21 protein-coding genes and 1 tRNA gene are annotated in these 25,920 nt (G+C 72.8%); 13 read left to right on the top strand and 9 right to left on the bottom strand.

What is annotated here, in order from left to right; translation table 11 throughout:
- Positions 1-91: 91 nt before the first annotated feature.
- Complete coding sequence (locus tag ACSNN8_RS10650) at positions 92-1,252, bottom strand: homogentisate 1,2-dioxygenase (RefSeq protein ID WP_436648487.1); 1,161 nt, start codon at positions 1,250-1,252, stop codon at positions 92-94.
- Between the two features lie 78 nt (positions 1,253-1,330).
- On the opposite strand from ACSNN8_RS10650, the gene ACSNN8_RS10645 reads away from it, so the two are divergent.
- The 4 genes from ACSNN8_RS10645 to ACSNN8_RS10630 are packed head-to-tail and all read left to right on the top strand — an operon-like array spanning position 1,331 to position 4,859.
- Positions 1,331-2,173 carry a hypothetical protein gene (locus ACSNN8_RS10645; RefSeq protein WP_436648486.1) on the top strand — a complete coding sequence of 281 codons (843 nt, stop codon included), beginning with the start codon at positions 1,331-1,333 and terminating at the stop codon, positions 2,171-2,173.
- Positions 2,170-3,267 (top strand): fumarylacetoacetate hydrolase family protein, encoded by a 1,098-nt coding sequence (locus tag ACSNN8_RS10640; protein ID WP_436648485.1) that lies wholly within the window; start codon positions 2,170-2,172, stop codon positions 3,265-3,267. The genes ACSNN8_RS10645 and ACSNN8_RS10640 overlap by 4 nt, the downstream gene beginning before the upstream one ends.
- A 30-nt stretch (positions 3,268-3,297) precedes the next feature.
- Positions 3,298-3,756 carry an SRPBCC family protein gene (locus ACSNN8_RS10635; protein ID WP_436648484.1) on the top strand — a complete coding sequence of 153 codons (459 nt, stop codon included), beginning with the start codon at positions 3,298-3,300 and terminating at the stop codon, positions 3,754-3,756.
- 14 nt (positions 3,757-3,770) lie between these two features.
- Positions 3,771-4,859 (top strand): PQQ-binding-like beta-propeller repeat protein, encoded by a 1,089-nt coding sequence (locus ACSNN8_RS10630; RefSeq protein WP_436648483.1) that lies wholly within the window; start codon positions 3,771-3,773, stop codon positions 4,857-4,859.
- Here ACSNN8_RS10630 and ACSNN8_RS10625 read toward each other — a convergent pair.
- Positions 4,843-6,150, bottom strand: a complete 1,308-nt coding sequence (locus tag ACSNN8_RS10625; RefSeq protein WP_436648482.1) for an aspartate aminotransferase family protein — start codon at positions 6,148-6,150, stop codon at positions 4,843-4,845. The genes ACSNN8_RS10630 and ACSNN8_RS10625 overlap by 17 nt on opposite strands.
- A 112-nt stretch (positions 6,151-6,262) precedes the next feature.
- Between ACSNN8_RS10625 and ACSNN8_RS10620 the strand changes: the two genes are divergently transcribed.
- Positions 6,263-6,895, top strand: coding sequence for a hypothetical protein (locus ACSNN8_RS10620; RefSeq protein ID WP_436648481.1), 633 nt, complete (start codon positions 6,263-6,265; stop codon positions 6,893-6,895).
- Positions 6,896-6,909: 14 nt separating this feature from the next.
- Here ACSNN8_RS10620 and ACSNN8_RS10615 read toward each other — a convergent pair whose 3' ends face one another.
- Positions 6,910-8,043: an ROK family transcriptional regulator gene (locus tag ACSNN8_RS10615; RefSeq protein WP_436648480.1), complete on the bottom strand. Its 1,134-nt coding sequence runs from the start codon at positions 8,041-8,043 to the stop codon at positions 6,910-6,912.
- A gap of 47 nt (positions 8,044-8,090) precedes the next feature.
- Between ACSNN8_RS10615 and ACSNN8_RS10610 the strand changes: the two genes are divergently transcribed.
- On the top strand, positions 8,091-9,308 hold the full coding sequence (locus ACSNN8_RS10610) for an MFS transporter (protein ID WP_436648479.1): 1,218 nt from the start codon (positions 8,091-8,093) through the stop codon (positions 9,306-9,308).
- On the opposite strand, the gene hisC is transcribed toward ACSNN8_RS10610, so the two are convergent.
- The 4 genes from hisC to hppD are packed head-to-tail and all read right to left on the bottom strand — an operon-like array spanning position 9,305 to position 13,194.
- Complete coding sequence (hisC, locus tag ACSNN8_RS10605) at positions 9,305-10,387, bottom strand: histidinol-phosphate transaminase (protein ID WP_436649502.1); 1,083 nt, start codon at positions 10,385-10,387, stop codon at positions 9,305-9,307. The genes ACSNN8_RS10610 and hisC overlap by 4 nt on opposite strands.
- On the bottom strand, positions 10,387-11,415 hold the full coding sequence (locus tag ACSNN8_RS10600) for an RDD family protein (protein ID WP_436648478.1): 1,029 nt from the start codon (positions 11,413-11,415) through the stop codon (positions 10,387-10,389). The genes hisC and ACSNN8_RS10600 overlap by 1 nt, the downstream gene beginning before the upstream one ends.
- Positions 11,412-12,029, bottom strand: a complete 618-nt coding sequence (locus tag ACSNN8_RS10595) for an RDD family protein (RefSeq protein ID WP_436648477.1) — start codon at positions 12,027-12,029, stop codon at positions 11,412-11,414. The genes ACSNN8_RS10600 and ACSNN8_RS10595 overlap by 4 nt, the downstream gene beginning before the upstream one ends.
- 10 nt (positions 12,030-12,039) lie before the next feature.
- On the bottom strand, positions 12,040-13,194 hold the full coding sequence (gene hppD / locus ACSNN8_RS10590) for a 4-hydroxyphenylpyruvate dioxygenase (RefSeq protein ID WP_436648476.1): 1,155 nt from the start codon (positions 13,192-13,194) through the stop codon (positions 12,040-12,042).
- A 207-nt stretch (positions 13,195-13,401) separates the two neighbouring features.
- Between hppD and ACSNN8_RS10585 the strand changes: the two genes are divergently transcribed.
- A complete protein-coding gene (locus ACSNN8_RS10585; RefSeq protein ID WP_436648475.1) occupies positions 13,402-14,706 on the top strand; it encodes a hypothetical protein in 1,305 nt (434 codons plus the stop codon).
- A 70-nt stretch (positions 14,707-14,776) separates the two neighbouring features.
- Positions 14,777-16,435 carry a fumarate hydratase gene (locus ACSNN8_RS10580; RefSeq protein WP_436648474.1) on the top strand — a complete coding sequence of 553 codons (1,659 nt, stop codon included), beginning with the start codon at positions 14,777-14,779 and terminating at the stop codon, positions 16,433-16,435.
- Here ACSNN8_RS10580 and ACSNN8_RS10575 read toward each other — a convergent pair.
- Entirely contained in the window at positions 16,432-16,944 is a 513-nt protein-coding gene (locus ACSNN8_RS10575; protein ID WP_436648473.1) for a hypothetical protein, read from the bottom strand. The genes ACSNN8_RS10580 and ACSNN8_RS10575 overlap by 4 nt on opposite strands.
- Positions 16,945-17,240: 296 nt before the next feature.
- Here ACSNN8_RS10575 and ACSNN8_RS10570 point away from each other — a divergent pair, with 296 nt between their 5' ends.
- The 4 genes from ACSNN8_RS10570 to rlmB all read left to right on the top strand — a co-directional run bounded on the left by ACSNN8_RS10570 (position 17,241) and on the right by rlmB (position 24,212).
- Entirely contained in the window at positions 17,241-20,210 is a 2,970-nt protein-coding gene (locus tag ACSNN8_RS10570; RefSeq protein ID WP_436648472.1) for a BTAD domain-containing putative transcriptional regulator, read from the top strand.
- Positions 20,207-21,607 (top strand): class II fumarate hydratase, encoded by a 1,401-nt coding sequence (locus tag ACSNN8_RS10565; protein WP_436648471.1) that lies wholly within the window; start codon positions 20,207-20,209, stop codon positions 21,605-21,607. Before ACSNN8_RS10570 ends, ACSNN8_RS10565 begins: the two co-directional genes overlap by 4 nt.
- An 86-nt stretch (positions 21,608-21,693) precedes the next feature.
- Positions 21,694-23,106 (top strand): cysteine--tRNA ligase, encoded by a 1,413-nt coding sequence (gene cysS, locus ACSNN8_RS10560; protein ID WP_436648470.1) that lies wholly within the window; start codon positions 21,694-21,696, stop codon positions 23,104-23,106.
- Positions 23,106-24,212: a 23S rRNA (guanosine(2251)-2'-O)-methyltransferase RlmB gene (gene rlmB / locus ACSNN8_RS10555; RefSeq protein WP_436648469.1), complete on the top strand. Its 1,107-nt coding sequence runs from the start codon at positions 23,106-23,108 to the stop codon at positions 24,210-24,212. Before cysS ends, rlmB begins: the two co-directional genes overlap by 1 nt.
- 362 nt (positions 24,213-24,574) lie before the next feature.
- Here rlmB and ACSNN8_RS10550 read toward each other — a convergent pair.
- Positions 24,575-24,648 (bottom strand) — tRNA-Thr (locus tag ACSNN8_RS10550).
- A gap of 136 nt (positions 24,649-24,784) precedes the next feature.
- Here ACSNN8_RS10550 and ACSNN8_RS10545 point away from each other — a divergent pair.
- Positions 24,785-25,870, top strand: coding sequence for an ABC transporter ATP-binding protein (locus tag ACSNN8_RS10545; RefSeq protein WP_436648468.1), 1,086 nt, complete (start codon positions 24,785-24,787; stop codon positions 25,868-25,870).
- Positions 25,871-25,920: the final 50 nt, after the last annotated feature.

Below are 25,920 nucleotides of genomic sequence, written 5' to 3'. Positions count from 1 at the left end.
TCCGGTATTCAAGGTACTTCTTCGTCGATGAACCCTTTACCGGAGACCTCTTCGTCTATCGATGATCAACACACCCACTTCGAGACGCGCCCTAGGCCCGGTTCCACGTCCAGGCGTACGCCGTGTCCTCCACCTGCAGCGCGGCGTCGCACAGGTCCAGCGGGCGGAACGTGTCGACCATGACCGCGAGCTCGTCGAAGGCCTCGGCGCCCAGGGCCCGCTCGACCGCGCCGGGCTGGGGGCCGTGGGTGAAGCCGGACGGGTGCAGCGAGATCGAGCCCTGCTCGATGCCCGAGCCGCGGCGCGCCTCGTAGTTGCCGCCGGTGTAGAACATCATCTCGTCGGAGTCGACGTTGTGGTGGTTGTAGGGCACGGGGATCGCCAGCGGGTGGTAGTCGACCTTGCGCGGGACGAACGAGCAGACCACGAAGTTCGGGCCCTCGAAGGTCTGGTGCACCGGCGGCGGCTGGTGGACGCGGCCGGTGATCGGCTCGAAGTCGTGGATCGAGAACGCCCACGGGTAGAGGCAGCCGTCCCAGCCGACGACGTCGAACGGGTGCCGGGCGTACACGTGCCTGGTCCAGCCCGCGCGGTGCTTGACCAGCACCTCGACGTCGGACCCGTCGACCAGCAGCGGCGCCGACGGGCCGCGCAGATCCCGCTCGCAGTAGGGCGCGTGCTCGAGGAACTGGCCGCGCACCGACAGATAGCGCTTCGGCGGTCCGATGTGGCCGGTCGCCTCGATCGTCAGCAGCCGGACGGGGCCGCCCTGCGGCACGATCCGGTGCACCACCGAGGTCGGGACGATCACGTAGTCGCCGCTGCCGGCCTCGAGCGCGCCGAAGCTGGTCTCGACGCTGACCCGGCCGTCCTCGACGTAGAGCAGCTCGTCGCCCACGGCGTCGCGGTAGAGCGGGGACGGCCGGTCGGCGATCGCGTAGCCGATGCGGACGTCGTCGTTGGCGAACAGCGCCCGGCGGCCCAGCACCGCGTCGGCCGGGCCGGCGTCGAGCTTGTGGGTGCGTACGTGCCGGGGCTTGAGGGGCAGGTTGGGCGACCGGGACAGGGCGGGCGCGTCGAACGCCTCGGCCGACACGATCGCGGTGGGCGGGTGCCGGTGATAGAGCAGCGACGAGTCCGACGAGAAGCCCTCCTGACCCATCAGCTCCTCGGAGTAGAGCCCGCCGTCAGGGCGCCGGAACTGGGTGTGCCGCTTGTGGGGCACCTCGCCGACGCTGCGGTAGTAGGGCATCGTTGCCTCCCACCTTCGGTAATCCGACATATTGGACGTGGTTGTCCGCTTCTCGCAGCGTCCATTAGGTTCGAATTCGTGTCAACGCTGGTGCCTCCGCTCTTCGCCGGGCTGGTGGACGACGCGTCGCTGCTGCCGCCGAGCCCCACCGGCGTCGCTGAGGCCGTCGCCAAGCACGACGAGCACCGCGCAGGCTGGTTCGCCGGCCTGCTCGGTCCGTTGCTGCTGCCCGCCTCGCTGATCGGCGCCGACCTGAACGCCGGTGACCTGCCGGTCGCCCTGGTCGGCGACGTCAGCGTCAGCGCCGTGCCCGTCGCGGTCGAGAAGCTGCGGGCGGCCGGCGCCCGGGTGCGGCACGTGGAGGCCGCTGTCGCCCGCCGGGGTGAAGACCCGCAGCCCGGTCTCGCCGCCCTGCGCGCGCTGGCCGAGCGTCAGGACCTGCTGGTGTACGCGGAGATCCCGCTCAGCTGGGGGCTGCTGGCCGCGCTCGACACGGTCGCCGAGGCGCGCGCGGCGGGCCTGCGGCTGGCCCCCAAGTTCCGGGTCGGCGGGCTGGCCGCCGAGCTGTTCCCGACGCCGGTGGAGCTCGCCGCGGTGGTCTGCGCCTGCCGCGACCGGGAGCTGCCGTTCCGGCTGGCCGCGGGGCTGCGGCACGCGATTCGGCACACCGACCCCGAGACCGGCTTCACCCACCACGGCTTCCTCAACGTGGTGACCGCGGGGATCAGCGCGCACGACGGCGGCGAGGTGGCCGAGGTCGCCGAGGTGCTGGCCGCGACCCACCCGGTGCCGCTGGTCGAGGCGTGCCGCGGGCGCCGGCAGGAGGAACGGCCGCTGTTCACCGGGTTCGGGGCCGTGAACGTCGTCGAGCCGCTCACCGAGCTGGTCCGGCTCGGCCTGATCTACGGTGGGTACGAATGAGCGGTTTCGGGCTGCAGAATCTGCCCTACGGCGTGTTCAGCGAGCCGAACGGCGAACGGCGGATCGGCGTACGCCTGTGGTCCTCGGTCGTCGATCTCTCGGTCCTCGGCGGTCACCTGGCCGCGGGGTCGCTCAACCCGCTGATGGCCGCCGGCCGTCACGAGTGGACGGCGGCGCGTGAGGCCGTGGACGACCTGGTGGCCACGGAGCCGCCGCTGATCCCGCTGCGCGACGTGACCCTGCACCTGCCGTTCGAGGTCGCCGACTACACCGACTTCTACTCCTCCGAGCACCACGCGCTCAACGTCTCGCAGATCCTGCGGCCCGAGGCGCCCGGGCTGTCGCCGTCGTGGAAACACCTGCCGATCGGCTATCACGGCCGTTCCGCGACCGTGGTCGTCTCGGGCACCCCCATCCAGCGCCCGTGCGGGCAGCTCGCCGAGGGCGTGTTCGGGCCGACCCGGCGGCTGGACGTCGAGGCCGAGGTGGGCTTCGTGGTCGGCGTGCCGGGCCGGCGGATCGCCACCACCGACTTCGCCGAGCACGTCTTCGGCGTGGTGCTGGTCAACGACTGGTCGGCCCGCGACATCCAGGCCTGGGAGTACCGCCCGCTCGGCCCGTTCCTGGCCAAGTCGTTCGCGACCTCGGTGTCGCCGTGGGTCACCCCGCTCGACGCGCTCGCCACCGTGCCCCCGCTCGTGCAGGACCCGGAGCCGCTCGGCTATCTGCTGCCGCCCGGCCCCGGCTTCGACCTGCGGCTGGCCGTCGAGTGGAACGACACCCCGGTGAGCAGCCCGCCGTTCGCCTCGATGTACTGGACCGCCGCCCAGCAGCTCGCCCACCTGACCAGCAACGGCGCCTCGGTGCGCACCGGCGACCTGTTCGCCTCGGGCACGGTCTCGGGGCCCGCCCGCGACGAGGTGGGCTCGTTCCTCGAGCTCACGCGCAACGGCGCCGAGCCGGTCAAGCTGGCCGACGGCTCGCTGCGCGGGTTCCTCGAGGACGGTGACCGGGTGCGGATCAGCGCGACCGCGCGGTCGGCCGGCGGCAAGCAGATCGCGCTGGGCTCGGTCTCCGGGACCGTCGTCGCGTAGCTGTCGTACCGTGTACGCGGGGGTGACGCTATGTCGACGGTCGTGGTGACCCGTCTCATCGACGCGCCGGTCGCCGCGGTGTGGCAGGTGTTCACCGATCTGGGCCGGCGCCGCGAGTGGCTCACCGCCGTCATCCGGGTCGAGGTGCGCACCCACGGCCCGTTCGGCGCCGGCACCGTCTGGCGCGAGACCCGCGCCATGGCCGACGGCGGCGAGGTCACCGAGGAGTTCCGGGTGCGCGAGTGCGAGGTGCCCGAGCGGTTCGTGGTCGCCTCGCCGGGGATCGGCGCCGACTACCGCATGACGTACTCGTTCGCGCCGGTCGTGTCGGGCCGGCACCGCGGCGGCACGATGGTGACCGTGCAGCAGGACGGCTCCGCGACCGCGCCGGCGGCCCGCATCCTCGGGCTGATCTTCGGTGGGCTGGCCGCCGAGACGGCCGAGGGGGCGTTGCGGCGCGACCTCGACGATCTGGCGGCGGTCGCCTGACATAGGCTGCCCGGGTGTCCCGGGTGCTGCTGCGATCGCTGGTGGCGCTCGTGCTGGCCGCCGCCGCAGGTCTGATCGGCTGGCGGGTGCTGGCCCCGGCCGAGGTGCTGTCGCCGGCCGCGACGGCCTATCCCGCGCCTCCGGCCCGCTCCCCGCAGGTCACCGGCCGTACGAACATGGCGCCGTTGATCGTCGACGGGCGGATCCGGGTGTACGCCGGCAAGCGTCAGGTGCGGGCGGACGGCCCGGTCGACGCCAAGAGCGTGAACACCGCCCGGTGGTCGCTGCGGCGCTGGCCCGCGCAGGTGTCGGGGGTCGTGGCCGTGGGGCCGACCGTGGTGACGCGGTGGTCGGACGGCTTGCTGATCGCGGTCGACGGGCGTACGGGCCGGGAGGCGTGGCGCGCCGGCTCCGGGCTGCCCGCGCCGGGGTACGAGGGACACCGCACCGGGGCGTCGACCGTGTGGGCGCCGCCGGGGCTGCACGTGGCCGCGGACGCCGTGCTGGTCGGCGGGGGCGGGCGGCTCGCGGCGTACGAGATCGGCACCGGCGTGCGGCGGTGGGCGGTCGACGTGCCGGACGGATGCGCGGACGGGTTCACGACGCTGGGCGGGCAGTACTTCTGCGGCACGGGCGGGTACGACGTGGCGACCGGTGCGGCGCTCCCGGCGTACGGGAAGGGGCCCTTCGAGCCGGTGGGCTGTGCGGTCGCGAGCTCGGCGTGCGGAGGGATGCGCGACGGGGACGGCCGGGGATACCTGACCGGCGGGGTGGCGCCCGTCCGCACCGCTCGGCCGGACTTCTATCCCGTGGACGGCAGGGCCGTGCCCGTGCCCGCCGGCGTCCAGGTGCTCGGCGCCTCGCGGGACCGCCTCGTGGTGCTCACCGCGGACCGGCACCTGCAGACCCGCTCCGCGGCGGGCGCCGTGCTGACCGACTTCGCGCTGACCGTGGACCGCGAGCGGTTGACCTGGAAGCCCGGGTTGTGGCAGGTCACCGACGAGTGGGTGGCGATCGAGCGCCTCACGGGCGACGGACCCGACGACCCGGAGGCGCCCGGGCACTACTTCACGGTCGACACGGTGATCATCTCGGCGATCTAGCCGACACGTCCCCGATGGCCCGGTCGAGGATCTCGACGCCCAGGTCCAGCTCCTCGAACGACGAGGTCAGCGCCGGCGCGATCCGGAACACCCCGCCCATGCCGGGCAGCTGCACCACGTTCATGTGCAGGCCGAGCTCCAGGCAGCGCCGGGTGACCGCCGCCCCGAGCTCGTCGGCGGGCTGCCTGGTCGCGCGGTCCAGCACCAGCTCCAGCCCGACGAGCAGGCCGCGGCCGCGCACGTCGCCGATCACGGCGTGACGCTGTTCGAGCTCGTGCAGACCGGCGGCGAGGTGCGCGCCCAGCTCGGCCGCCCGGCGGTCGAGCTTCTCGGACTCCAGCACGTCCAGCACGGTGTTGCCGACCGCGGCGACCAGCGGGTCGGACACGTGCGTGGTGAAGAACAGGAAGCCCCGCTCGTGCGCGGTCTGCTCGATCTCGGGGCTGGTCACCACGGCGGCCAGCGGCAGGCCGGCGCCCAGCGTCTTGCTCAGCGTCAGGATGTCGGGCGCCACGCCGTCGCGCTGGAACGCGTACCAGTCGCCGGTGCGGCACAGCCCGGTCTGCGCCTCGTCCAGGATCAGCAGCCCGCCACGCTCGTGCACCTTGTCGCGCAGCGCGCCCAGATAGCCGGGCGGCAGGTCGAGCACGCCGCCCGAGCTGAGGATCGGCTCCACGATGCACGCCGCCAGGCTGCCCACCGACTGCGCGTCGAACAGTTCGAACGAGAAGTCGAGCTGACGCCGCCAGTCGAGCTCGCCGTCGTCGCCGACGAAGTCCGGCCGGTACGCGTTGGGCGTGGGGATCGCGAAGTTGCCGGGCGTCGCGGGACCGTACCCCTTGCGCCCGGAGCTGTAGGTGGCGTTCGCCGCCGCCTGCGTCATGCCGTGCCACGACCGGGCGAACGAGATCACCTCGTGGCCGCCGGTGACCAGCTTCGCCATCCGGATCGCGGCCTCGTTCGACTCGGCGCCGGTGGTCAGCAGCAGCACCTTGCTCAGCGGCTCGGGCAGCGACTCGGCCAGGCGGCGGGCGAGGTCCACCACCGGGCGGCTGAGCATGCCGCTGAACAGGTGGTCGAGGGTCGCGACCTGACGCTGCACGGTGGCGACCACGGCCGGGTGCGAGTGCCCGAGGATCGCGCTCATCTGCCCCGACGTGAAGTCGAGCAGGCGGCGGCCGTCGGCGGTGAAGACGAAGCTGCCCTCGGCCCGCTCGATGATCTCGGGAACGAACCGTCCCGCGCCGGAGTAGCGGACGAGGTGACGCTCGGCGTCGGACCAGAATTCCATGCACCGACGCTAGGAGGTGCCGACCGTCAGGTCCATCTCGCATTTGCGGGCTGACGGCCGGTCGAGAGGCGCGGTGGCGCACCTCCGGACGCCGCACGCCGTTTCACCTGACGTGACCGACACCCCCGGGCCCCGCCGACGAAGCCGCCGGACCGTCCCGCTCCTGGCCGCTACCGGCGTTCTGGCCGTCGTCGCCCTCGGCATCCTGCTGACTCACCACCAGGACCAGCCCGTGCCCCTCGAAGTAGCGTCGCTGCCGCCCGCCTCGCCCGGCGTCGTCAGCGCCGGCTACCTCGACAGCCACTGGCGTCTCACCGGCGTGACGGACCGCCGCGGCACCACCTCGATCCCCGCGTCCATCGACGCGTGGCTGGAGCTCGCAGCCGACGGTGAGATCCTCGCCTCCGACGGTGTCAACACGACCGACGGGCACTTCACCACCACCGGTGTCGGCTTCGATGTCTCCGACGCGGCGACCACCCTCGTCGGATACGGCGGCAATGACCCCGCCCAGTGGGCCGCCATGACCGGGATCGCCGCCATGACGTCCCTTCCCCCGGCCGTGTCGAGCGCGCCGAGCTCCTCTTTCGAGGCGCCGCCCGTGCACGTCACCGTCCTGTCAGCCAAGCCTGGACACCTCAGCATCCAAGCCGGCGGCGTGCGGCTCACCTTCGTCCGCAGCGGCCCCGCCTACAAGGTCGACAAAACCCCGTTGCCGCACATCAGTTCCGCTGCTGATCGCTGAGGCAGGGATGCGGCCTAGCCGAGCTGCGACAACAGTGCCGACCAGGCGCTCTCGGCGGCGCCGGCGAGGGGGCCGTCGGGGCCGAGGGCGGCCGGCAACAGCAGAGGGGGGCGGGCGCGGCGGATGGCCATGAGGCCCGAGCGGTAGGCGGCGTGGAGCTCGTCTGGGGCGGCCGCCAGCAGGTCGGCGCCGATGCTGCCGAGGGTGACCAGGTCGGCGTCGAGGCCGTTGACCAGGCCGGCGGCGCCGCGGCCCAGGGCGGCGGCGACCGTGCGGACGGCTGCCTGTTCGGCGGCGCCGGGGGAGGCGATGACCTGGCGGGCGAAGGCGACCGGGTCGGGCGGGGCAGGGCGGCCGAGCAGGCGGGCCAGGGCGGTGCCGTCGACGGCCGTGCCCCAGCAGCCGTGGGCGCCGCAGGCGCAGGCGACGGCCGGGTCGCCGAACGGCATGTGGCCGAACTCGCCGCTCGAGCCGGTCGCGCCGATCACCAGCCGGCCGTGGTCGACGATCGCGCCGCCCAGGCCGCCCTCGATGCGCAGGTGCAGCGCCACCGAGGCGCCCACGGCAGCGCCGCGGGCCGATTCGGCGGCGGCGGCCAGGCTCGCGTCGTTGCCGGCCACGATGAGCGGCGCGGCGGAGGTGGGCCGCAAGGAGGCGGGGTGCAGGGCGGTCAGGTCGGCGTCGTGCCAGCCGGGGCCGCTCGCGTCCAGGCGCAGGGCCGGGCTGACGGTGCCGGGGACCGAGACGCCCAGCGCGCGCAGCCGGTCGCCGTACGGCCGGGAAAGCTCCTGGATCGCGACGGTGACGGCCCCGCTCACCTCGGCCCAGGTCGTGCCGGTGTGCCGGCCGGCGACGGACGTGAGGGTGCGGCCCCCGAGCTCGACCACGTCGATGCGCCACGCCTCGTGGGTGATCTCGGCGGCCAGCACCAGCGGGCCCGCGGGATGGGGGACGAGCACGGTGGTCGGGCGGCCGCGAGCGCCGCTGGGGGCGGCGGGCGCCTCGGTCAGCAACGCCGCCTGGGAGAGGCGCCCCACCAGCTCCGTGGCCGCGCCGGTGCCGATGCCGAGGCGGCGCGCGGCGTCGGCACGGGTGATGCCGGGGTGGGTGTGCACCAACCGGAGAAGGTCGGTTGAGCGCGTCGTCACAGTGGCTTCCCTTCATTTTGCTCGAACAAAGAGCTTAATGTACGAACGTGACCCTGAACCGTCCCGCGCTGGCCATCCTCGGCGCCACCTCGTTCTTCTACGTGACCGCGGAGACGCTCCCGGTGGGGCTGCTGCCCGAGATCGCCGGCGACCTGCGGGTGGCGGAGTCCGACGTCGGGCTGCTGCTGACCAGCTACGCGGTCGTGGCGGCGGTGAGCACGATCCCGCTGACCGCGCTGACCATGCGGGTGCCGCGCCACCTGCTGCTGGCGATCACGGTAGCGATCTTCGTGGTGTCGCAGGCGGCGGCCACCTTCGCGCCGACGTTCGTCGTGCTGGTGCTCGCCCGGCTGATCTGCGCGCTGGCCCACGGGGTGTTCTGGTCGGTGATCGGGCCCGTCACCGCGAGGCTGGCGCCGCCGGGGCAGGCCGGACGCGCCACCGCGCTGGTCTTCGTGGGCAACTCGCTGGCGATCGTGCTGGGCGTGCCGCTCGGAACCGCGCTTGGCCAGTGGCTGGGCTGGCGGGTGGCGGTCGGCGCCATGGCCGTGGGCGGCGTGGTGTGCGTCGCGGGGCTGCTCAAGGTGCTGCCCGCACTGCCGCCGCGGCCGCACGACCTGAACACGCGGGCCGGCGCGCAGCTGCGGGCCGCGATCACCATCGGGCGCGATCCGCACGTGCTGCTGCTCTGCCTGATCACGGCGGTGCTGGTGATCGGGCACTTCTCGGCGTACACCTACATCGCCCCGCTCGTGCGCCGCGACGCCGGGCTGGAGGGCGCGGGGCTCAGCGTGCTGCTGCTCGGCTACGGCTTCGTCGGGCTGGTCATGAACTACGTGTCCGGCCGCTTCGTGGACCGGCGGCCCGGCACGATGCTCGTCGTCCTGCTCACCGTGCTGTCAGCGTCGGTGGCGCTGCTCGCGCCGGTGCTGGGGCCGGTGCCGACCGTGATCGTGACGCTGCTGTGGGGCGGCGCCTTCACGGCCATCCCGGTGCTGCTCGCCGCGGCGCCGCTGCGGATCGCGCCGCGCGCCCGGGACGCGGCATCGGCGCTGTACGTGGTCGCATTCCAGATCGGGATCGGCGGCGGCGCGCTGCTCGGCGAGCGGATGGTGCGCGCCGGCCACCTGGGCGGGCTGCCGCTGATCACCGCCGGGCTGGCGCTGGCGGCCGTCGTGCTGATCGTGACGGCCGGCCGCCGGGTCTTCCCCGCCCGGCTGAGCGAGGAGGACCACCACCGCGCCGAGGCGCAGCTCGTCGGTTAGCCGTTGAGGGCCGCCTCGGCCGCGGCCAGGAACGCGTCGTTCTCCTCGGGGGTGCCGATCGTGACCCGTACGCCGTCGCCCTGGAACGGCCGCACGATGACCCCGCGCGACTCGCACGCCTTGCCGAACGCCGCCGACTCGTCGCCCAGCGGCAGCCAGACGAAGTTGGCCTGGCTGCCGGGCACGTCGGCGCCGATCTTGCGCAGCGCCTCGGTGACCCGGTCGCGCTCGGCCACCACGAGCGCGCACCGCCGGCGCACCTCGTCCTCCTGGGCCAGCGCGGCGATCGCGGCCGCCTGGGCGACCAGGCTGGTGGAGAACGGGGTGAGCACCTTGCGGATCGCGGCCGCCACCTCGGGCTGCGCCGCCAGATAACCCATGCGCAGACCGGCCAGGCCCCACGCCTTGCTCATGGTGCGCAGCACGAGGACGTTGTGCCGGTCGCCGTACGTAGCCAGGCCGTCCGGCACCTCGGGGTCGGTCACCAGCTCCCGGTACGCCTCGTCGAGCACGATCAGCACGTCGGAGGGCACGGCCTCGACGAACCGGTCGAGCTCGGCCTTGCGCACGCTCGTGCCGGTCGGGTTGTTCGGGTTGCAGACGATCACCAGGCGGGTCCGCTCGGTGATCGCGTCGGCCATCGCCTGCAGATCGTGGCCGTGCTCGGCGGTGTTGGGCACGCGCACGCTGGTCACGCTCGCGCCGGCCGCGATGATCGGGTACGCCTCGAACGAGCGCCACGAGTAGACGATCTCGTCGCCGGGCAGGCACGTCGCCTTGACCAGGATCTCGGCCAGCGCCACCGACCCGCAGCCGGTCACGATGTGGTCGGCGGGCACGCCCAGCCGCCCGGCCAGCGCGTCGCGAAGCTCCAGCGCGCCCATGTCGGGGTAGCGGTGCGACTGGAGCATCGCGTCGGCCACCGCCTCGGGCACGCCGGGCAGGGGACCGTACGGCACCTCGTTGCTGGCCAGCTTGATCGCCTCGGCGATGCCGAGCTCGCGGGTCAGGTCGGCCAGGTTGCGGCCCGGCACGTACGCGGGGAGGTTGTCGAGGTCGGCGCGGGTGAGGCGGGTCATCATCTTCCTTCCGTAGTGCCGCCGCCACGGGTGGTGGCGTCGACCGGGCGGCGGTCGTCGGGGGGTAGCGCGATCACGACCGTGCGGGCCGTCTTGTCGTGGAACGCCTGGCGCAGCTGCTGGTCGAACAGCGGCGACACGCAGTCGATCAGCTGCAGCACGAGGCCGATGCCGGCGCAGCCCCACGCCGGGGTCCACAGGCCGAGGCGGGCCCACCGGCCGAAGGCGCGGCCGAACCCGAGCGGCTCGGTGTTCTCGACCGCGACGACCTTGATGCGCATGATGCGCTTGCCCAGCGTCTGGCCGCTGCTCGCGATCGCGGGCGCCTCGTAGACCAGCCACAGCAGCGTGGCGACGATCAGCATGGCCCAGAGCAGCCCGTCCATGCGGCCCGAGGCCTGCACGTCGAAGGCGTTGCCGCCGTTGGCCATCTCGTCGAGGGTGGCGCGGTACATCGGCACGAACTCGCGCAGCCACTGGTAGGCGAACCAGCCGTTGACGACGACGTTGAGCAGCAGCACCGCGAGGATGTCGATCAGCCGGGCCACCAGCCGCGGGCCGAGCCCGGCCAGCGCGAAGCCGTGCGGGCGCGCCTGCACGGGCGGGAACATGCCCGCGCGCATGCCGGGCGGCGGCTGCCATCCCGGCGGAGGCTGCCAGCCTGACGGCGGGGCCTGCCATCCGGGCGGGGGCTGGGAGCCGGGTGGCGGGGCCTGCCATCCGGGCGGGGGCTGGGAGCCGGGTGGCGGCGCCTGCCATCCGGGCGGGGGCTGCCAGCCCGGCGGAGGCGGCGGCTGCGGGCCCCAGCCCGGCGGTGGGGCCTGCGGCGTGGGCGCTGCGGCCGGCGTGGGCGGCGCCGGCGCGGGCGGGGTGGCGGCCGCGGGCGGCTCCTCCTCGACCGGGGGCGGACCCTCCGGCGGCACCGCGTCGGCCGGGATCGCCTTCCCGATCCACCCCTCGCCGTCCCAGTAACGCTGGGTGTCGGGGTCGGCCGGGTCCTTGTACCAACCGGCAGGCAGCGAGCTCATGGGGAAACCTTAACGACCACGGTGCCGGCGGTTTTGTCGTGCAGGGATTGCTGGTAGGGCTTGTCCCAGAGCGGCCACAATCCGTCCAGCACGGTGAACATCGGGATGAACACGCCGCCGAAGTACGTGACGGCGTACCGCTTGGCGGCCATGCCGCGGGTGAGCGTGCGGCCGGGGTCGACCGGCACGACCCGGATCCCCATGGCCCGCTTGCCCAGGGTCTGGCCCCTGCGGTGCATGTACTCGACCAGGTAGAGGTAGTAGAGCAGCGCCATCGCGACGAAGAACCCCGCCTGGAACAGCAGGACGGGCAGCGCGAAGTCGGCGAACGCGGCGCCGGCACCGGTCTGCTCGTAGGGGTCCGCGACGGAGAGCCGCCGGACGACAAGGACCAGGAACGGCGTCGCCAGCACGAGGCCGACCGCCCCGACCAGCAGGGTGTCGATCAGGTGCGCCAGCAGCCGGTCCGCGAAGGCCGCCAGCGGCGCACCGGCCGGGCTCAGCGGCGCGGGCGGCGGCATCGGCGTTGTCCAGGGCCGGCCGGGCTCGGGAGCCGGCGGGCGGAGCGGGTGCACGGGCCCCGTCTGGGGCCCGTACCCGGGTGGCTGGGTCACGCGACCAGTGTCACAGATTGCCGCGACGCTCCTGCTCCCGCTCGATCGCCTCGAACAGCGCCTTGAAGTTGCCCTTGCCGAAGCCGAGCGAGCCGTGCCGCTCGATCAGCTCGAAGAAGACCGTCGGCCGGTCCTGCACCGGCGTGGTGAAGATCTGCAGCAGGTAGCCGTCCTCGTCCCGGTCCACCAGGATCTTGCGCCGCTGGAGCTCCTCGATCGGCACGCGCACCTGGCCGATGCGGGCCCGCAGCTCGGGGTCCTCGTAGTAGGAGTCGGGCGTGTCCAGGAACTCGACGCCCGCGGCGCGCATCGCGTCGACGCTGGCCAGGATGTCGTTGGTGGCGACGGCGACGTGCTGGGCGCCGGGTCCGCCGTAGAACTCGAGGTACTCGTCGATCTGCGACTTGCGCCGCGAGACGGCCGGCTCGTTGAGCGGGAACTTGACCTTGCGGGTGCCGTCCGCCACGACCTTGGACATCAGCGCGGAGTAGTCGGTCGCGATGTCGTCGCCGATGAACTCGGCCATGTTCGTGAAGCCCATGACGCGGCCGTAGAAGCCGACCCACTCGTCCATGCGGCCCAGCTCGACGTTGCCGACCACGTGGTCGACGGCCTGGAAGAAGCGCTTGGGCTGCAGGCCGGCGTCGATCGCGGGCTGCCGGTCCACGATCGGCGCGCGCGAGACGAAGCCGGGCAGGAAGGGGCCGGTGTAGCGGGAGCGGTCGACCAGCGAGTGCACGGTGTCCCCGTACGCCGCGATGGCCGCCACCCGTACGGTGCCGTGCTCGTCGGTCAGGTCGTGCGGCTCGGTCACGCTGCGGGCGCCGGCCGAGATCGCATGGGCGTACGCCTTGTCGACGTCGGGCACCTCGATCGCGATGTCCTGGATGCCGTCGCCGTGCCTGGTCACGTGGTCGGCGCCGGGCGCGCCCGCGTGCACCGCGCCCGCGAGCACGAACCGCGCGCCGCCGCTGACCAGCACGTACTCGGCGGAGTCGCGGTAGCCCTGCTCGGGGCCGCGGTAGGCGACACAGGTCATGCCGAAGGCCGTGGAATAGTAGTGGGCGGCCTGCTTGGCGTTGCCCACGAGGAACTTGAGGTGGTCGACGCCCTTGACGGGAAAGACGTCGTCGGTGCGGGTCCCGTAAGCCATCGTCTGCGTCATTGACTGAGGTTGTCGCAGGTCACAGGCCGTTTCAACAGTTGTCCGCGCGGTTGCGCACCGTGCTCGCCCGGCGGCGTCGCAACGGCGCCCGACGGTGCAACTTGCACAATGTCACCGGCGTCCCGTCCGACATGTCGGCCATACGGTATCGACACGGGCGAATCAGGTTCCCTCGTACGGGTAATTGATCTGGCTAGCGTGTCGCGCATGGCGTCGGGTGGCAGCCCCTGGAAGGGGTACGCGCTGGTCGCGATCGTGATCGTGATCGTGCTGGCCACGACCGGCGTTTGGAACCCGTGGCCCAGGGTCTGGGGCTGGGTCAACACCAGCGAGCCGATCGCCGGCGGCACGGCCCGGTGGCAGCAGCGCATCGGCGGCAGCCCGCAGAGCGTCGCGATCGCCGGGGACGCGGTCGTCGTCGAATACCGCACGTCCGTCGAGGCGTACGGCCTGACCGCCGGGGTCAAGCTGTGGGACAGCGACGCCGACTGGGCCGCGATCGCGGGCGACGGCGCCAACGCCGTGGTCGCCACGGGACGGCTGCTCACCAAGGGCTACCAGGTGCTCGACCCGCGCAGCGGCTCGGTGCTGCGCGCCGACACCGAGGCCACCGCGGTCTGGACCTACCGCAACGCGCTGCTCGACCTGCACTGCGCCAAGGGCGGGGACTGCCGGCTGACCGCCTGGGCGCCGCGCGGCACCAGGCCGCTCTGGACCGTCGACACCGGCGGCATCGGCTTCGTGCTCAACGCCGCCAACCCCGACCTGCCCGACACCCGCCAGCTCACGGCCGGCCGGGTGGACGACGACGTGGCCCGCCCGCGGCGGATGCCCGGGCTGATCGGGTTGCCCGACGACGGGCGGGTCCGGGTGATCGACACTGCCACCGGACGGGTCCTGCAGGTCGCGCAGCCCGCGGCGGACCAGCGGGTCGCGATCGCCGGCGGCAGGGTGCTCACCGTCACCGGCACGGCGCGGGACGGCACCTGCTACTACGGCGTGGTCGCGACCGATCCGCCCTCGTCCGCGCCGGTCTGGCAGCGCGACGGGCTCAACCTGCGTACGGCCGACAACGGCGCGGAGTGCAAGCAGGAACACGACCCGGCGGGCGGCGAGGACGTGATCCTCGGCGTCGACCCGACCGGGCGGGAGGAGCTGCTGGCCGCGCACGACGGGCGGGTGATGTGGCACGGCGGCAGCGGCGAGAGCGTGCTCGCCGTCGACGACAGCTTCGGGGTGATCCGCGGCGCGGACTCGCGGACGCTGCGCGGCTACTCGTTCAGCCGGGGCCGGACGACCTGGTCACGGCAGGTCGGCACGGACGTGACCGCGGCGCTCACCCGGTACGCAGCGGTGATCACGACCCGCAAGCCCGACCGGGTCGTGGCCGTCTCGCCGGGCAGCGGCCGCGTGCTGGCCGACGTGCGTACGGATGCCGGGATCTTCGCCGTCGGGCCGGGCGGCATGATCGCCGTCGCCGGGCGCGAGATGGCGTATCTCCCCTTTGCTTGACCGAAACGGTATGCGTCCGGGGCCGGAGCGGTTCGCACATGCCGTGGCCGCTTGTCTAGGCTTGCCGCTCATGAGCAGAGGCGCCGCATTCTCGTACTCGCCGCTGTTGCCCACCGGCGACGACCTGACCGAGTACCGACTGGTCACGGACGAGGGCGTGGACGTCGTACACGGCCCGGGCGGGCGCCGGTTCCTCACCGTCGAGCCGGCCGCGATCACGCAGCTCACCGCCGAGGCGATGCACGACATCGCGCACTACCTGCGCCCGGCGCACCTGGCCCAGCTGCGCGCGATCATCGACGACCCCAAGGCCTCGCCGAACGACCGGTTCGTGGCCATCGACCTGCTGCGCAACGCGAACATCGCGGCCGGCGGCGTGCTGCCGATGTGCCAGGACACCGGCACCGCGATCGTGATGGGCAAGCGCGGGCGGCACGTGCTCACCGACGGCACCGACGAGGAAGCCATCGCGCAGGGCGTCTACCAGGCGTACACCCGGCTCAACCTGCGCTACTCGCAGCTCGCGCCGCTGACCATGTGGGACGAGCGCAACACCGGGTCCAACCTGCCGGCGCAGATCGAGCTGTACGCCGAGGACCCGGGCGGCGCCCCCGACGCGTACAAGTTCCTGTTCATGGCCAAGGGCGGCGGCTCGGCCAACAAGTCGTTCCTCTACCAGGAGACCAAGGCGCTGCTGAACCCGGCGCGGATGATGGAGTTCCTGGACGAGAAGCTGCGGCTGATCGGCACGTCCGCCTGCCCGCCCTACCACCTGGCGGTGGTCATCGGCGGCACCAGCGCGGAGTACGCACTCAAGACCGCCAAGCTGGCCAGCGCGAAATACCTGGACAACCTGCCCCGGCACGGCACGATGTCGGCCCACGGCTTCCGCGACGTCGAGCTGGAGGCGGCCGTCCTCGAGCTGACCCGCGACTTCGGCATCGGCGCGCAGTTCGGCGGCCGGTACTTCTGCCACGACGTGCGGGTGATCCGCCTGCCCCGGCACGGCGCGTCCTGCCCGGTCGCCATCGCGGTCTCGTGCTCGGCCGACCGCCAGGCCGTCGCCAAGATCACCCCGTCCGGCGTGTGGCTGGAGCGGCTCGAGACCGACCCGGCGCGGTTCCTGCCCGAGGTAGACCTCGACGCGGAGCCGGTCGTGAAGGTCGACCTCAACCGCCCGATGGCCGAGATCCGCGCCGAGCTGTCCCGCTATCCGGTGAAGACCCGGCTGTCGCTGTCCGGCCCGCTGGTGGTGGCCCGCGACATCGCGCACGCCAAGATCGCCGAGCGGCTGGACGCCGGGGAGCCGATGCCCCAGTACCTGCGCGACCACGCGGTCTACTACGCCGGCCCGGCGAAGACCCCCGAGGGGTACGCCTCCGGGTCGTTCGGCCCCACGACGGCCGGCCGGATGGACTCCTACGTCGAGCGCTTCCAGGCCGCGGGCGGCTCGCTCGTGATGCTCGCCAAGGGCAACCGCTCCGCCCAGGTGACCCGCGCCTGCAACACGTACGGCGGGTTCTACCTGGGCTCGATCGGCGGCCCCGCGGCCCGGCTCGCCCAGGACTGCATCCGCCACGTCGAGGTGCTCGAGTACCCCGAGCTCGGCATGGAGGCGGTCTGGAAGATCGAGGTGGAGGACTTCCCCGCCTTCATCGTGGTCGACGACAAGGGCAACGACTTCTTCGCCGAGGTGACGAAGCCCGTCCTCTCGATCGGGCGGCGCTAGCTCGCGCAGTAGCCGGCGACCGGGCTCAGCCACTCCTTGAACTGACCCTCGATGGTGCTGGTCAGCACCTTCATGGTGGTCGCCTTCCTGATGTACGCCCGGTTGACCGCGCTCGCGTCGACCTTGGCGGCGGAGGTCATGCCGGCGGCCTTGAACTCCGGGTTCTGCGCCGCCGCGGTCTCCTTGCGGATCCTGGCGGCGACGGCCTTGAGCTCGGCGACCGCCGTGTTCTCGGCCTTCTTGGCCTCGGCGGCCTGCTTGGTCTCGCGGTAGGTGATGAGCTTGCCCATCGCGGCGCCGAAGTCGCGCATCTCGCCCGAGTAGACGGTCTGCAGCTTGCCGCAGACCTGGCGGGTGTTCGCGGTGTAGTCCGGCGGGGGCGGGCTGCTCGGAGCGGTGCTCTCGGGTGTGGCGGCCGGAGCCGCCTCGGTGCTGGTCGCGTCGCTGTCGCAGGCGGCGCCGGTCAGCAGGACGCCGCCGGCCAGCACGGCCATCAGGGCGCGTCGCATGAGGTGATCCTCTTCGGTCGGGGACGGGGCACGCCCCGCGAACGTTACGTTCCGGTCCGCCCGTCGTCCAACCGACGGTGATCGGCGGGGCACGAACAGCCCGTCCGCGCGATGCGCGGACGGGCTGCGCGTCCCCCGTCTCCCCCGCTGGGCCGCCGCACCGTGCTGGGGCGATGTCATACATCCACGATGCGACGGCGTGGGCTTCAGCGTGGCGTACCGCGCTGTCGTTCCACTGTCGTCCCGCTCTCGTCACCTCGGTTACTCTCGATGTTCCCAGGGGGACGGAGGGTGGCATGCGCTACCGGATCCTCGGGCCACTGTCCGTCACCGTCGACGGGCACGACGTCGCCGTCACGGCGGGCCGTGATCGCGTCGTGCTGGCCATGCTGCTGCTGCACGCCGGCCGCGTGGTGAGCGTGGGCGCCCTGGCCGACGCGGTCTGGGGCGTGGACCCGCCCGCCACCGCCCGCGGCCAGCTGCAGACGTGCGTGTCCCGGCTGCGCCGCTCGCTCCCCGCCGACGCGATCCGCAGCGACCCCGCCGGATACTGCCTGACTCCGGGCCTGGGCGAGCTCGACGCCGCCGAGTTCCTGCGGCTGGTCGCCGACGCCCGCCGCAGCGGCGACACGGCGCTCTACCGGCGGGCGCTCGACCTGTGGCGCGGGGACGCGGCGGCCGGGATCGACAGCCACGACGTACGGCTGGCCGCGGACGCCCTCGACCAGCAGCACGTCGCCGCGATCGAGGCGTGGGCCGAGCTCGAGACGGCCGCCGGGCGCGAGCGCGACCTGATCGGCGAGCTGTCCGCCGCGGTCGACCGGTTCCCGCTGCAGGAGAGGCTGAGCGGGCTGCTGATGCGGGCGCTGCGCGGCGCCGGGCGGCAGGCCGACGCGCTCGCCGAGTACCGCCGGATCCGGTCGGCCCTGCGCGACGAGCTGGGTCTCGACCCCGGGTCCGAGCTGCAGCGACTGCACGTGACGACGCTGACCGGCTCGGCGTCGGCCACGGCGGTGATCCGCTGCCTTCCGCGTACGGTCGGCGACTTCACCGGGCGCGACGAGGTGGTGCGGCGGCTCGTCGGCGCGATCGACGCGGCCGGGCGGTCCGCGCCGGTGATCGCGGTGATCGACGGCATGGCCGGCAGCGGCAAGACCACGCTCGCGCTGCACGTGGCCGCGCTGCTGGGCGACCGCTACCCCGACGCGCACCTGTTCGTCGACCTGCACGGCCACAGCGCCGAGCAGCCGCTCGACCCGGCCGCGGCGCTGCTGGTGCTGCTGCGCCAGCTCGGCGTCGAGGCCGACCGCGTGCCGCCCGGGCTGGTCGACCGGATCGGGCTGTGGCGCACCGAGCTGGCCGAGCGGCGGGTGCTCGTGCTGTTCGACAACGCCGCGTCCAGCGCCCAGCTCGCCGACCTGCTGCCCACCACGCCGGGCAGCCTCGCGCTGGTCACCGGGCGGCGCCGGCTGCTCGGCCTGGACGGCGTCCACCCGGAGTCGCTGCCGGTGCTCGAGCCGGCCGAGGCGGTCGACCTGCTGGCCCGCATCGCCGGCGAGCGGGTGCGGGCCGAGCCGGAGGCGGCCGCCGAGGTGGCCCGGCGGTGCGGCGGGCTGCCGCTGGCCCTGCGGCTGGCCGGCGCCCGGCTGGCGCACCGGCCCCGGTGGCGCGTCGCCGACCTCGTGCGCCGGCTCGGCGAGTCGGCGCTGCCCGAGCTCGCGGCCGAGGAGCGGTCGGTGGCCAGCGCGTTCGCCGTCTCGTACCGCCAGCTGCCGGAGGCCGTACGGCGGGTGTTCCGCCTGCTCGGGCTGAGCCCGGGCACCGATTTCGACGCCCTGACCGCGGCCGCGATGACCGGCCTGCCGCTGCCGGCCGCGCAGGACACCCTCGACGACCTGATCGACGTGCACCTGGTCGACGAGCCCGAGCCCGGCGTCTACCGGCTGCACGACCTGCTGCGCGAGTACGCGGCCGCGCTGGCCACCGAGATCCCCGCCGGGGACCGCGCCGAGGCGCTGCGCGGGGCGCTCGACCTGCAGCTGCACGCGGCGGTGGCGAGCAACCTCCCGGCGTACCGCGGGGCCGTCGAACGCGACATCGGCGAGCTGTCCCCGCTGCGGCCCGACCTGCTCGCGGCGGTCAGCGACCCGGTCGCCCGGCTCGAACGCGAACGGCCGCACCTGCGCGCCTATGTGGAGGCCGCGGCGAGCGCCCCCGGCCTGGGCCACTACGCGTGGAAGCTGCCGCGGGCGGCCTGGCGCCAGCTGTTCATGCGGGGCTACCTCGACGACGTGCAGAGCATGAACGAGCGCGCGCTGGCGCTGCTGCGGCGCGACGGCGACCGGGCGGGCACCGCGACCATGCTCAACTACCTGGCCTCCGTGCACTACCGCCGGTCGCAGATGGCCGAGGCCGCCCGGCTGCTGGAGCAGTGCATCGCGATCCGCCGCACGCTCGGCGACCGCGACGCCCTCGCCCGCGCGCTGGCGAACCTGGCCGTCCTGCACCACGAGAACGGCCGGTGGGAGCAGAGCATCGAGATCGCGCTGCAGGTCCGGCGGCTGGCGGCGGCGAGGTACGGCCGCGACGAGGTCAACGTGCTCGCGAACGCCTACCAGCACCTGGGCCGCTTCCGCGAGGCGCTGCGCTGTCACCGGCTGCGCCTGATGATGCAGCTCGACGTCCGCGACCCCACCCGGATAGCCGACTCGCTGTGGAACATCGCCGTGCTCAAGCACCGGCTGGGCGAGGTGAACGTCGCCGCGGCGCGCCGGCAGGTGGGGGTGGCGCTGCGGCTGCTGCAACGCTCCGCCTATCCGCACGGCGAGGCCAACGCCCAGCACGAGATGGCCAAGCTGCTCGCGGCGGAGGGCCGGCTCGCCGAGGCGATCGCCGGTCACCGGCGGGCCGTCGCGCTCGCCGAGCGGCTGACCGACCGGGAGCTGGAGTCGCGGATCTGCCTCGCCTTCGGGCAGACCCTGCGGCTGGCCGGCGACCGGGCCGCCGCGCGCCTGCTGCTCGAACGGGCGCTGCGCGTCAGCGAGCAGGTGCGGCTCCCGTACGCCCTGGCGCTGGCCCAGGCCGGGCTCGGCGACCACCTGATCGACGAGGATCGAGCCGAGGCGCGGCGTCTGCTCGGCCGGGCCCGGGCCACGCTGGCCGCCCTCGGGGCGTACGAGCTGGCCGACGTCGAGGAGTCGTTCGCCCGGATCGGTGGTGAGGATCAACTGCGAACCGGCGCGGTCGGAGAGACCATTGGGGCGTGACGACTACAGACGAGAGCGGTTACCGGGTCGAAAAGGACACGATGGGTGAGGTTCGGGTGCCGGCCGACGCCCTGTGGCGCGCGCAGACGCAGCGCGCGGTCGAGAACTTCCCCCTCTCCGGGCGTGGCCTCGAGTCCGCGCACATCAAGGCGCTGGCCCAGATCAAGGGCGCGGCCGCGCAAGTGAACGCGGATCTCGGCGTCCTCGAGAAGGATCTGGCCGAGGCGATCGCCACGGCGGCCGCGCACGTGGCCGACGGCGGGTACGACGACCAGTTCCCGATCGACGTCTTCCAGACCGGCTCGGGCACCTCGTCCAACATGAACGCCAACGAGGTGATCGCCACGCTGGCGGCCCGCGAGCTGGGCCGCCCGGTGCACCCCAACGACCACGTCAACGCCTCGCAGTCGAGCAACGACGTGTTCCCCTCGTCGATCCACCTGGCCGCCACCGAGGCGGTCACCGCCGACCTCATCCCGGCCCTGGAGCACCTCGGCTCCTCGCTGCTGGCCAAGTCCGACGCCTGGTCCGAGGTGGTCAAGAGCGGGCGTACGCACCTCATGGACGCCACCCCCGTCACGCTCGGGCAGGAGTTCTCCGGGTACGCGCGTCAGGTCGCCAACGGCATCGAACGGCTCACCGCCACCCTGCCGCGCCTGGCCGAGCTGCCGCTGGGCGGCACCGCCGTCGGCACCGGCGTGAACACCCCGCCCGGCTTCGCGCCCGCGGTCATCGATCGGCTGCGCCAGACCACCGGCCTGCCGGTCACCGAGGCCCGCGACCACTTCGAGGCCCAGGGCGCGCGCGACGCGCTCGTCGAGGCGTCCGGCCAGCTCAAGGTCATCGCCGTGGGGCTCTACAAGATCGTGAACGACATCCGCTGGATGGGCTCGGGCCCGCGGGCCGGCCTGCGCGAGCTGCGCCTGCCCGACCTGCAGCCCGGCTCCTCGATCATGCCGGGCAAGGTGAACCCGGTGGTGCCCGAGGCCGTACGGCAGGTCTGTGCCCAGGTCATCGGCAACGACGCGACCGTGTCCTTCGCGGGCTCGCAGGGCGACTTCGAGCTCAACGTGATGCTGCCGGTGATGGCCCGCAACCTGCTCGAGTCGATCAGGCTGCTGGCCAACGCGGCGCGCCTGCTCGCCGACCGCTGCATCGACGGGCTCGAGCCGAACGTGGACGTCGCCCGCGCGTACGCGGAAGGCTCTCCCTCGATCGTCACCCCGCTGAACCGCTTCCTGGGCTACGACGAGGCAGCCGCGATCGCCAAGGCCGCGCTCGCCTCGAACCGCACCATCCGCGAGGTCGTCGTCGAGCGCGGCCACCTGGCGAGCGGCAAGCTCACCGAGCAGCAGCTCGACGAGGCCCTCGACGTGCTGCGGATGACCCGCCCCTGAGGCTGTGGACAACGTGTGGATAACCGCCTCCCCGGGTCCCTCGGGCGGGGCGGTTACCCGCTTGGCGGGGCCGGTACCCTTGTCGGGTGAGTATCCGCCTGTACGACACCGCGACCCGATCGGTCCGGGACTTCGTCCCGATGACGCCCGGCAAGGTCGGTGTCTACCTGTGTGGCCTCACCGTGCAGTCCTCGCCGCACATCGGTCACCTGCGCTCCGCGGTGAACTACGACGTGCTGCGCCGCTGGCTGCTGCACACCAACTACGAGGTCACGTTCGTCCGCAACGTCACGGACGTCGACGACAAGATCCTCGAGAAGTCGCAGTCCTCCGGCCGCCCGTTCTGGGCCATCGCGTATGAGAACAGGCTGGCTCTCGACGCCGACTACCGCTCGCTCAACGTGCTGCCGCCGACCTACGAGCCGCTGGCGACCGCGCACATCCCCGAGATGCACGAGCTGATCGAGGAACTGATCCGGCGCGAGCACGCCTACCCGGCGGCCGGCGGCACCGGCGACGTGTACTTCGACGTGCCCTCCTATGCGGACTACGGCGCCCTCTCGGGGCAGAACCCCGACGACATGCGCCCGCCGTCCGACGGCGGCGAGCCCGACAAGCATGACTACCGCGACTTCGCGCTGTGGAAAGGCGTGAAGGCCGACGAGCCGCGCGACGCGTCGTGGCCGTCCCCGTGGGGCCGCGGCCGCCCCGGCTGGCACATCGAGTGCTCCGCGATGGCCCGTCGCTACCTCGGCGACGAGTTCGACATCCACGGCGGCGGGCTCGACCTGACGTTCCCGCACCACGAGAACGAGATCGCCCAGTCCCGCTCGGCCGGTCTGCCGTTCGCCCGGCACTGGGTGCACCACGCGCTGCTCAACCTCGGCGAGGCCAAGATGAGCAAGTCGCTGGGCAACGTGATCGACCTGGCGTCGGTGCGGGCGCAGGGCATCCGGCCCGTCGAGCTGCGCTACTACCTCGGCACCCCGCACTACCGCTCCCGCATCGACTATTCCGACGACGCGCTGAGCGAGGCCGCGGTCGCCTACCGCCGGATCGAGGGCTTCGTGCACCGGGCCGCCGAGATCGTCGGTCCGGGCCGCCCCAAGGACGTGCCGCCCGCGTTCGCCGCGGCGATGAACGACGACCTCAACACGTCGGCCGCGCTGGCCGTCGTGCACGACTGCATCCGCGAGGGCAACACCGCGCTCGCGGCGGGCGACGAGGCCGGCATCCGCGGGGCGCTCACCGCCGTGCGCGCGATGCTCGGCGTGCTCGGGCTCGACCCGCTCGACGAGGTCTGGACCGGCGGCGCGACGCAGAGCGACCTCAAACCGGTCGTCGACTCGCTGGTCAAGCTCGCCCTCGAGCAACGCTCGCAGGCGCGGGCACGCAAGGACTGGTCGGCGGCCGACTCGGTGCGCGACCAGCTCAAGAACGCGGGAATTCAGGTGGAGGACACTCCGGCCGGGCCGCGCTGGACGGTAGGAGAGCACTGATGCCGGGCAACTCACGCAACGCGAGCAAGCGGGTCGTCGCCAAGAAGGGCGCCCCGAGCGGGTCGGGCGGCAAGAACCGCTCCGGGCTCAAGGGCAAGGGCCGCACCCTGCCCGCCGACGAGCGGCCCTGGCACAAGGGCTACTCGGGCACCGAGAAACTGCCCGACAAGACCGCCCGCAAGCAGGACAAGGAACGCCGTGCGGCGGCCGCCGAGGGCCGCGCGCCCAAGGTGGGCGTCCCCGGCAGCAAGGACACGACGTGGGGCCGGGGCGGCGGCCGGGCGTACGGGCGGCAGGCCCCGCAGCGCGGCCGCAGCGGCCCGCGGGTCGCTCCCGGCCGGCGCTCCAACCCCACCAAGGAAGGCCCCGAGCTGCTGCTCGGCCGCAACCCGGTGGTCGAGGCGCTGCGCGCCGCGGTGCCCGCCACGGCGCTCTACGTGGCGCAGGGCATCGACATCGACGAGCGGGTCGCCGAGATCGTCCGCACCGCCGGCGACCGCGGCATCCCGATCCTCGAGATCGGCCGCAACGAGCTCGACCGGATGACCGGCGGCGTGCTGCACCAGGGCATCGGCCTGCAGGTGCCGCCGTTCGCCTACGAGAACTACGACGACATGGTGACCGCGGCGCTGGAGCAGACCGCGCCGCTGCTGGTGGCCCTCGACGGCGTGACCGACCCGCGCAACGTCGGCGCCGTCATCCGGTCGGTCGCTGCCTTCGGCGGCCACGGCGTGTTCATGACCGAGCGCCGCGCCGCGGGGATCACCGCGACCGCCTGGCGCACGAGCGCGGGCGCGGCGGCCCGGGTGCCGGTCTCGCAGGTGGTGAACCTGACGCGCGCCATCAAGGCGGCGCAGCAGCAGGGGTTCACGGCGATCGGCCTCGACGCCGACGGGGAGACCGACCTCTATGAGCTGGAGGCCGCCGTGGGGCCTCTGCTGGTCGTCGTGGGATCCGAGGGGCGTGGATTGTCGCGCCTCGTGGGGGAGACCTGTGACCTGCGGGTTTCTATTCCGATGGCCTCGGATGTGGAGTCTTTGAACGCTTCGGTGGCTGCTGCTGTGACGCTTGCTGAGGTGGCTCGGCGGCGGACTCACGGGGGATAAGACCCAGGGGCGCTGCCCCAGACCCCGGCCATCGCTGCGGAGATCTCCCTGGCGATGGTTGCGGTGGGGGCTTGGGGGATCTCCTCGCGGCGGCGGCCAGAGCGAATCGCAACGAAAAGGGAGACGCAACCAAAAGGCGGGTTGCGTCTCCCTTTTCGTTGCGATTCGCTCTGGCCGCCGTCGCAAGGAGATCCCCCAAGCCTGGGCCGGGTTTTTTGCTGGCGCGCGCGCTGCGCTTTACGCTGCGTAACCGAATCCCCCGGGGTGACCATCGCACCGTGGGGTCTGGGGGCTCGGCCCCCAGGTGAGAATGCGAGGCGGCCCGGCTCGCGCTGTGTGCGAGCAGGGTGAGCCCCCCGACGAGCCCCCGGTCGGGATCGAACCGACGACCTCCCGTTTACAAGACGGGTGCTCTGGCCATCTGAGCTACAGGGGCGTGGGGGCCAGCATAACGGCTGGGAACTTGCCGGCCACCTTGGCACGGTGCGTAAAAACCTTTACGTTTACAGGGCTGTTCCTCCACTCGGATCGTCCGGCACGTTCCTGCCGGTGGAAAGGAAGTCTGGTTCACTATGGCCACCGTTACTTACGATCACGCGTCGCGGATCTACCCGGGCGCCGAGCGTCCCGCGGTCAACGAGCTGAACCTCGAGATCGGCGACGGGGAGTTCCTCGTTCTGGTCGGTCCCTCCGGTTGTGGCAAGTCGACCTCGCTGCGCATGCTCGCCGGCCTCGAGGACGTCGACCGGGGTCGGATCCTCATCGAGGGCAAGGACGTCACCAACCTCCCGCCGAAGTCGCGTGACATCGCGATGGTGTTCCAGAACTACGCGCTCTACCCGCACATGTCGGTGTACGAGAACATGGCGTTCGCCCTCAAGCTGCGGAAGACCTCGAAGGCCGAGATCGACCGCCGGGTCAAGGAGGCCGCGGCTCTCCTGCAGCTCGACGAGTACCTGTCCCGCAAGCCCAAGGCGCTCTCCGGTGGCCAGCGCCAGCGTGTGGCGATGGGCCGCGCGATCGTGCGTGAGCCGCAGGTGTTCCTCATGGACGAGCCGCTGTCGAACCTCGACGCCAAGCTGCGCGTCCAGACCCGTTCGCAGATCGCGACGCTGCAGGCCAAGCTGGGCGTCACGACCGTGTACGTGACCCACGACCAGGTCGAGGCCATGACGATGGGCCACCGCGTGGCCGTCATGCTCGACGGTGTGCTGCAGCAGGTGGACACCCCGCGGGCGCTGTACGACACCCCCGGCAACGTCTTCGTCGCCGGCTTCATGGGCTCCCCGGCCATGAACATCAAGACCGTTCCGCTGACCGAGGCGGGCGGCCACTTCGGCACGCTGGCCGTGCCGCTGACCCGCGAGCAGGTCGCGGGCGCGCAGAACGGCAACGGCAAGGTGACCATCGGCTTCCGTCCCGAGGCCGCCGACCTGGTGTCGGAGGGTCAGGGCGGCTTCCCGATCGTCGTCGACCTGGTCGAGGACCTGGGTTCCGACGCCAACGTCTACGGTCACGCCGAGCTCGACGGCGGTTCGGAGCGGTTCACGGTTCGCACCGACCGGCGGCACATGCCGAGCATGGGTGAGACCGTCTACGTCAAGCCGCAGACGAACAGCCTCCACGTGTTCAACGCGGAGTCCGGCGTTCGCATCTGAACGACACAGCCATAGGAACGGGCGGTCTCCCAGCGGGGAGGCCGCCCGTT

This window comes from Actinoplanes sp. URMC 104, assembly GCF_051386375.1.
Taxonomy (GTDB): Bacteria; Actinomycetota; Actinomycetes; order Mycobacteriales; family Micromonosporaceae; genus Actinoplanes.
The sequence above is the reverse complement of the archived record's forward strand: the minus strand, read 5'-3'. Positions and strand labels throughout refer to the sequence as shown.

Bases quoted from the DNA above. Each gene is read 5' to 3' on its own strand.
- hppD (WP_436648476.1), bottom strand. From the start codon at position 13,194: ATGACGCAGACGATGGCTTACGGGACCCGCACCGACGACGTCTTTCCC.
- ACSNN8_RS10545 (WP_436648468.1), top strand. From the start codon at position 24,785: ATGGCCACCGTTACTTACGATCACGCGTCGCGGATCTACCCGGGCGCC.
- ACSNN8_RS10570 (WP_436648472.1), top strand. From the start codon at position 17,241: ATGCGCTACCGGATCCTCGGGCCACTGTCCGTCACCGTCGACGGGCAC.
- ACSNN8_RS10625 (WP_436648482.1), bottom strand. From the start codon at position 6,150: ATGGAATTCTGGTCCGACGCCGAGCGTCACCTCGTCCGCTACTCCGGC.
- ACSNN8_RS10650 (WP_436648487.1), bottom strand. From the start codon at position 1,252: ATGCCCTACTACCGCAGCGTCGGCGAGGTGCCCCACAAGCGGCACACC.
- ACSNN8_RS10600 (WP_436648478.1), bottom strand. From the start codon at position 11,415: ATGAGCTCGCTGCCTGCCGGTTGGTACAAGGACCCGGCCGACCCCGAC.
- ACSNN8_RS10580 (WP_436648474.1), top strand. From the start codon at position 14,777: ATGAGCAGAGGCGCCGCATTCTCGTACTCGCCGCTGTTGCCCACCGGC.
- ACSNN8_RS10640 (WP_436648485.1), top strand. From the start codon at position 2,170: ATGAGCGGTTTCGGGCTGCAGAATCTGCCCTACGGCGTGTTCAGCGAG.
- rlmB (WP_436648469.1), top strand. From the start codon at position 23,106: ATGCCGGGCAACTCACGCAACGCGAGCAAGCGGGTCGTCGCCAAGAAG.
- ACSNN8_RS10585 (WP_436648475.1), top strand. From the start codon at position 13,402: ATGGCGTCGGGTGGCAGCCCCTGGAAGGGGTACGCGCTGGTCGCGATC.
- hisC (WP_436649502.1), bottom strand. From the start codon at position 10,387: ATGACCCGCCTCACCCGCGCCGACCTCGACAACCTCCCCGCGTACGTG.
- ACSNN8_RS10635 (WP_436648484.1), top strand. From the start codon at position 3,298: ATGTCGACGGTCGTGGTGACCCGTCTCATCGACGCGCCGGTCGCCGCG.
- ACSNN8_RS10575 (WP_436648473.1), bottom strand. From the start codon at position 16,944: ATGCGACGCGCCCTGATGGCCGTGCTGGCCGGCGGCGTCCTGCTGACC.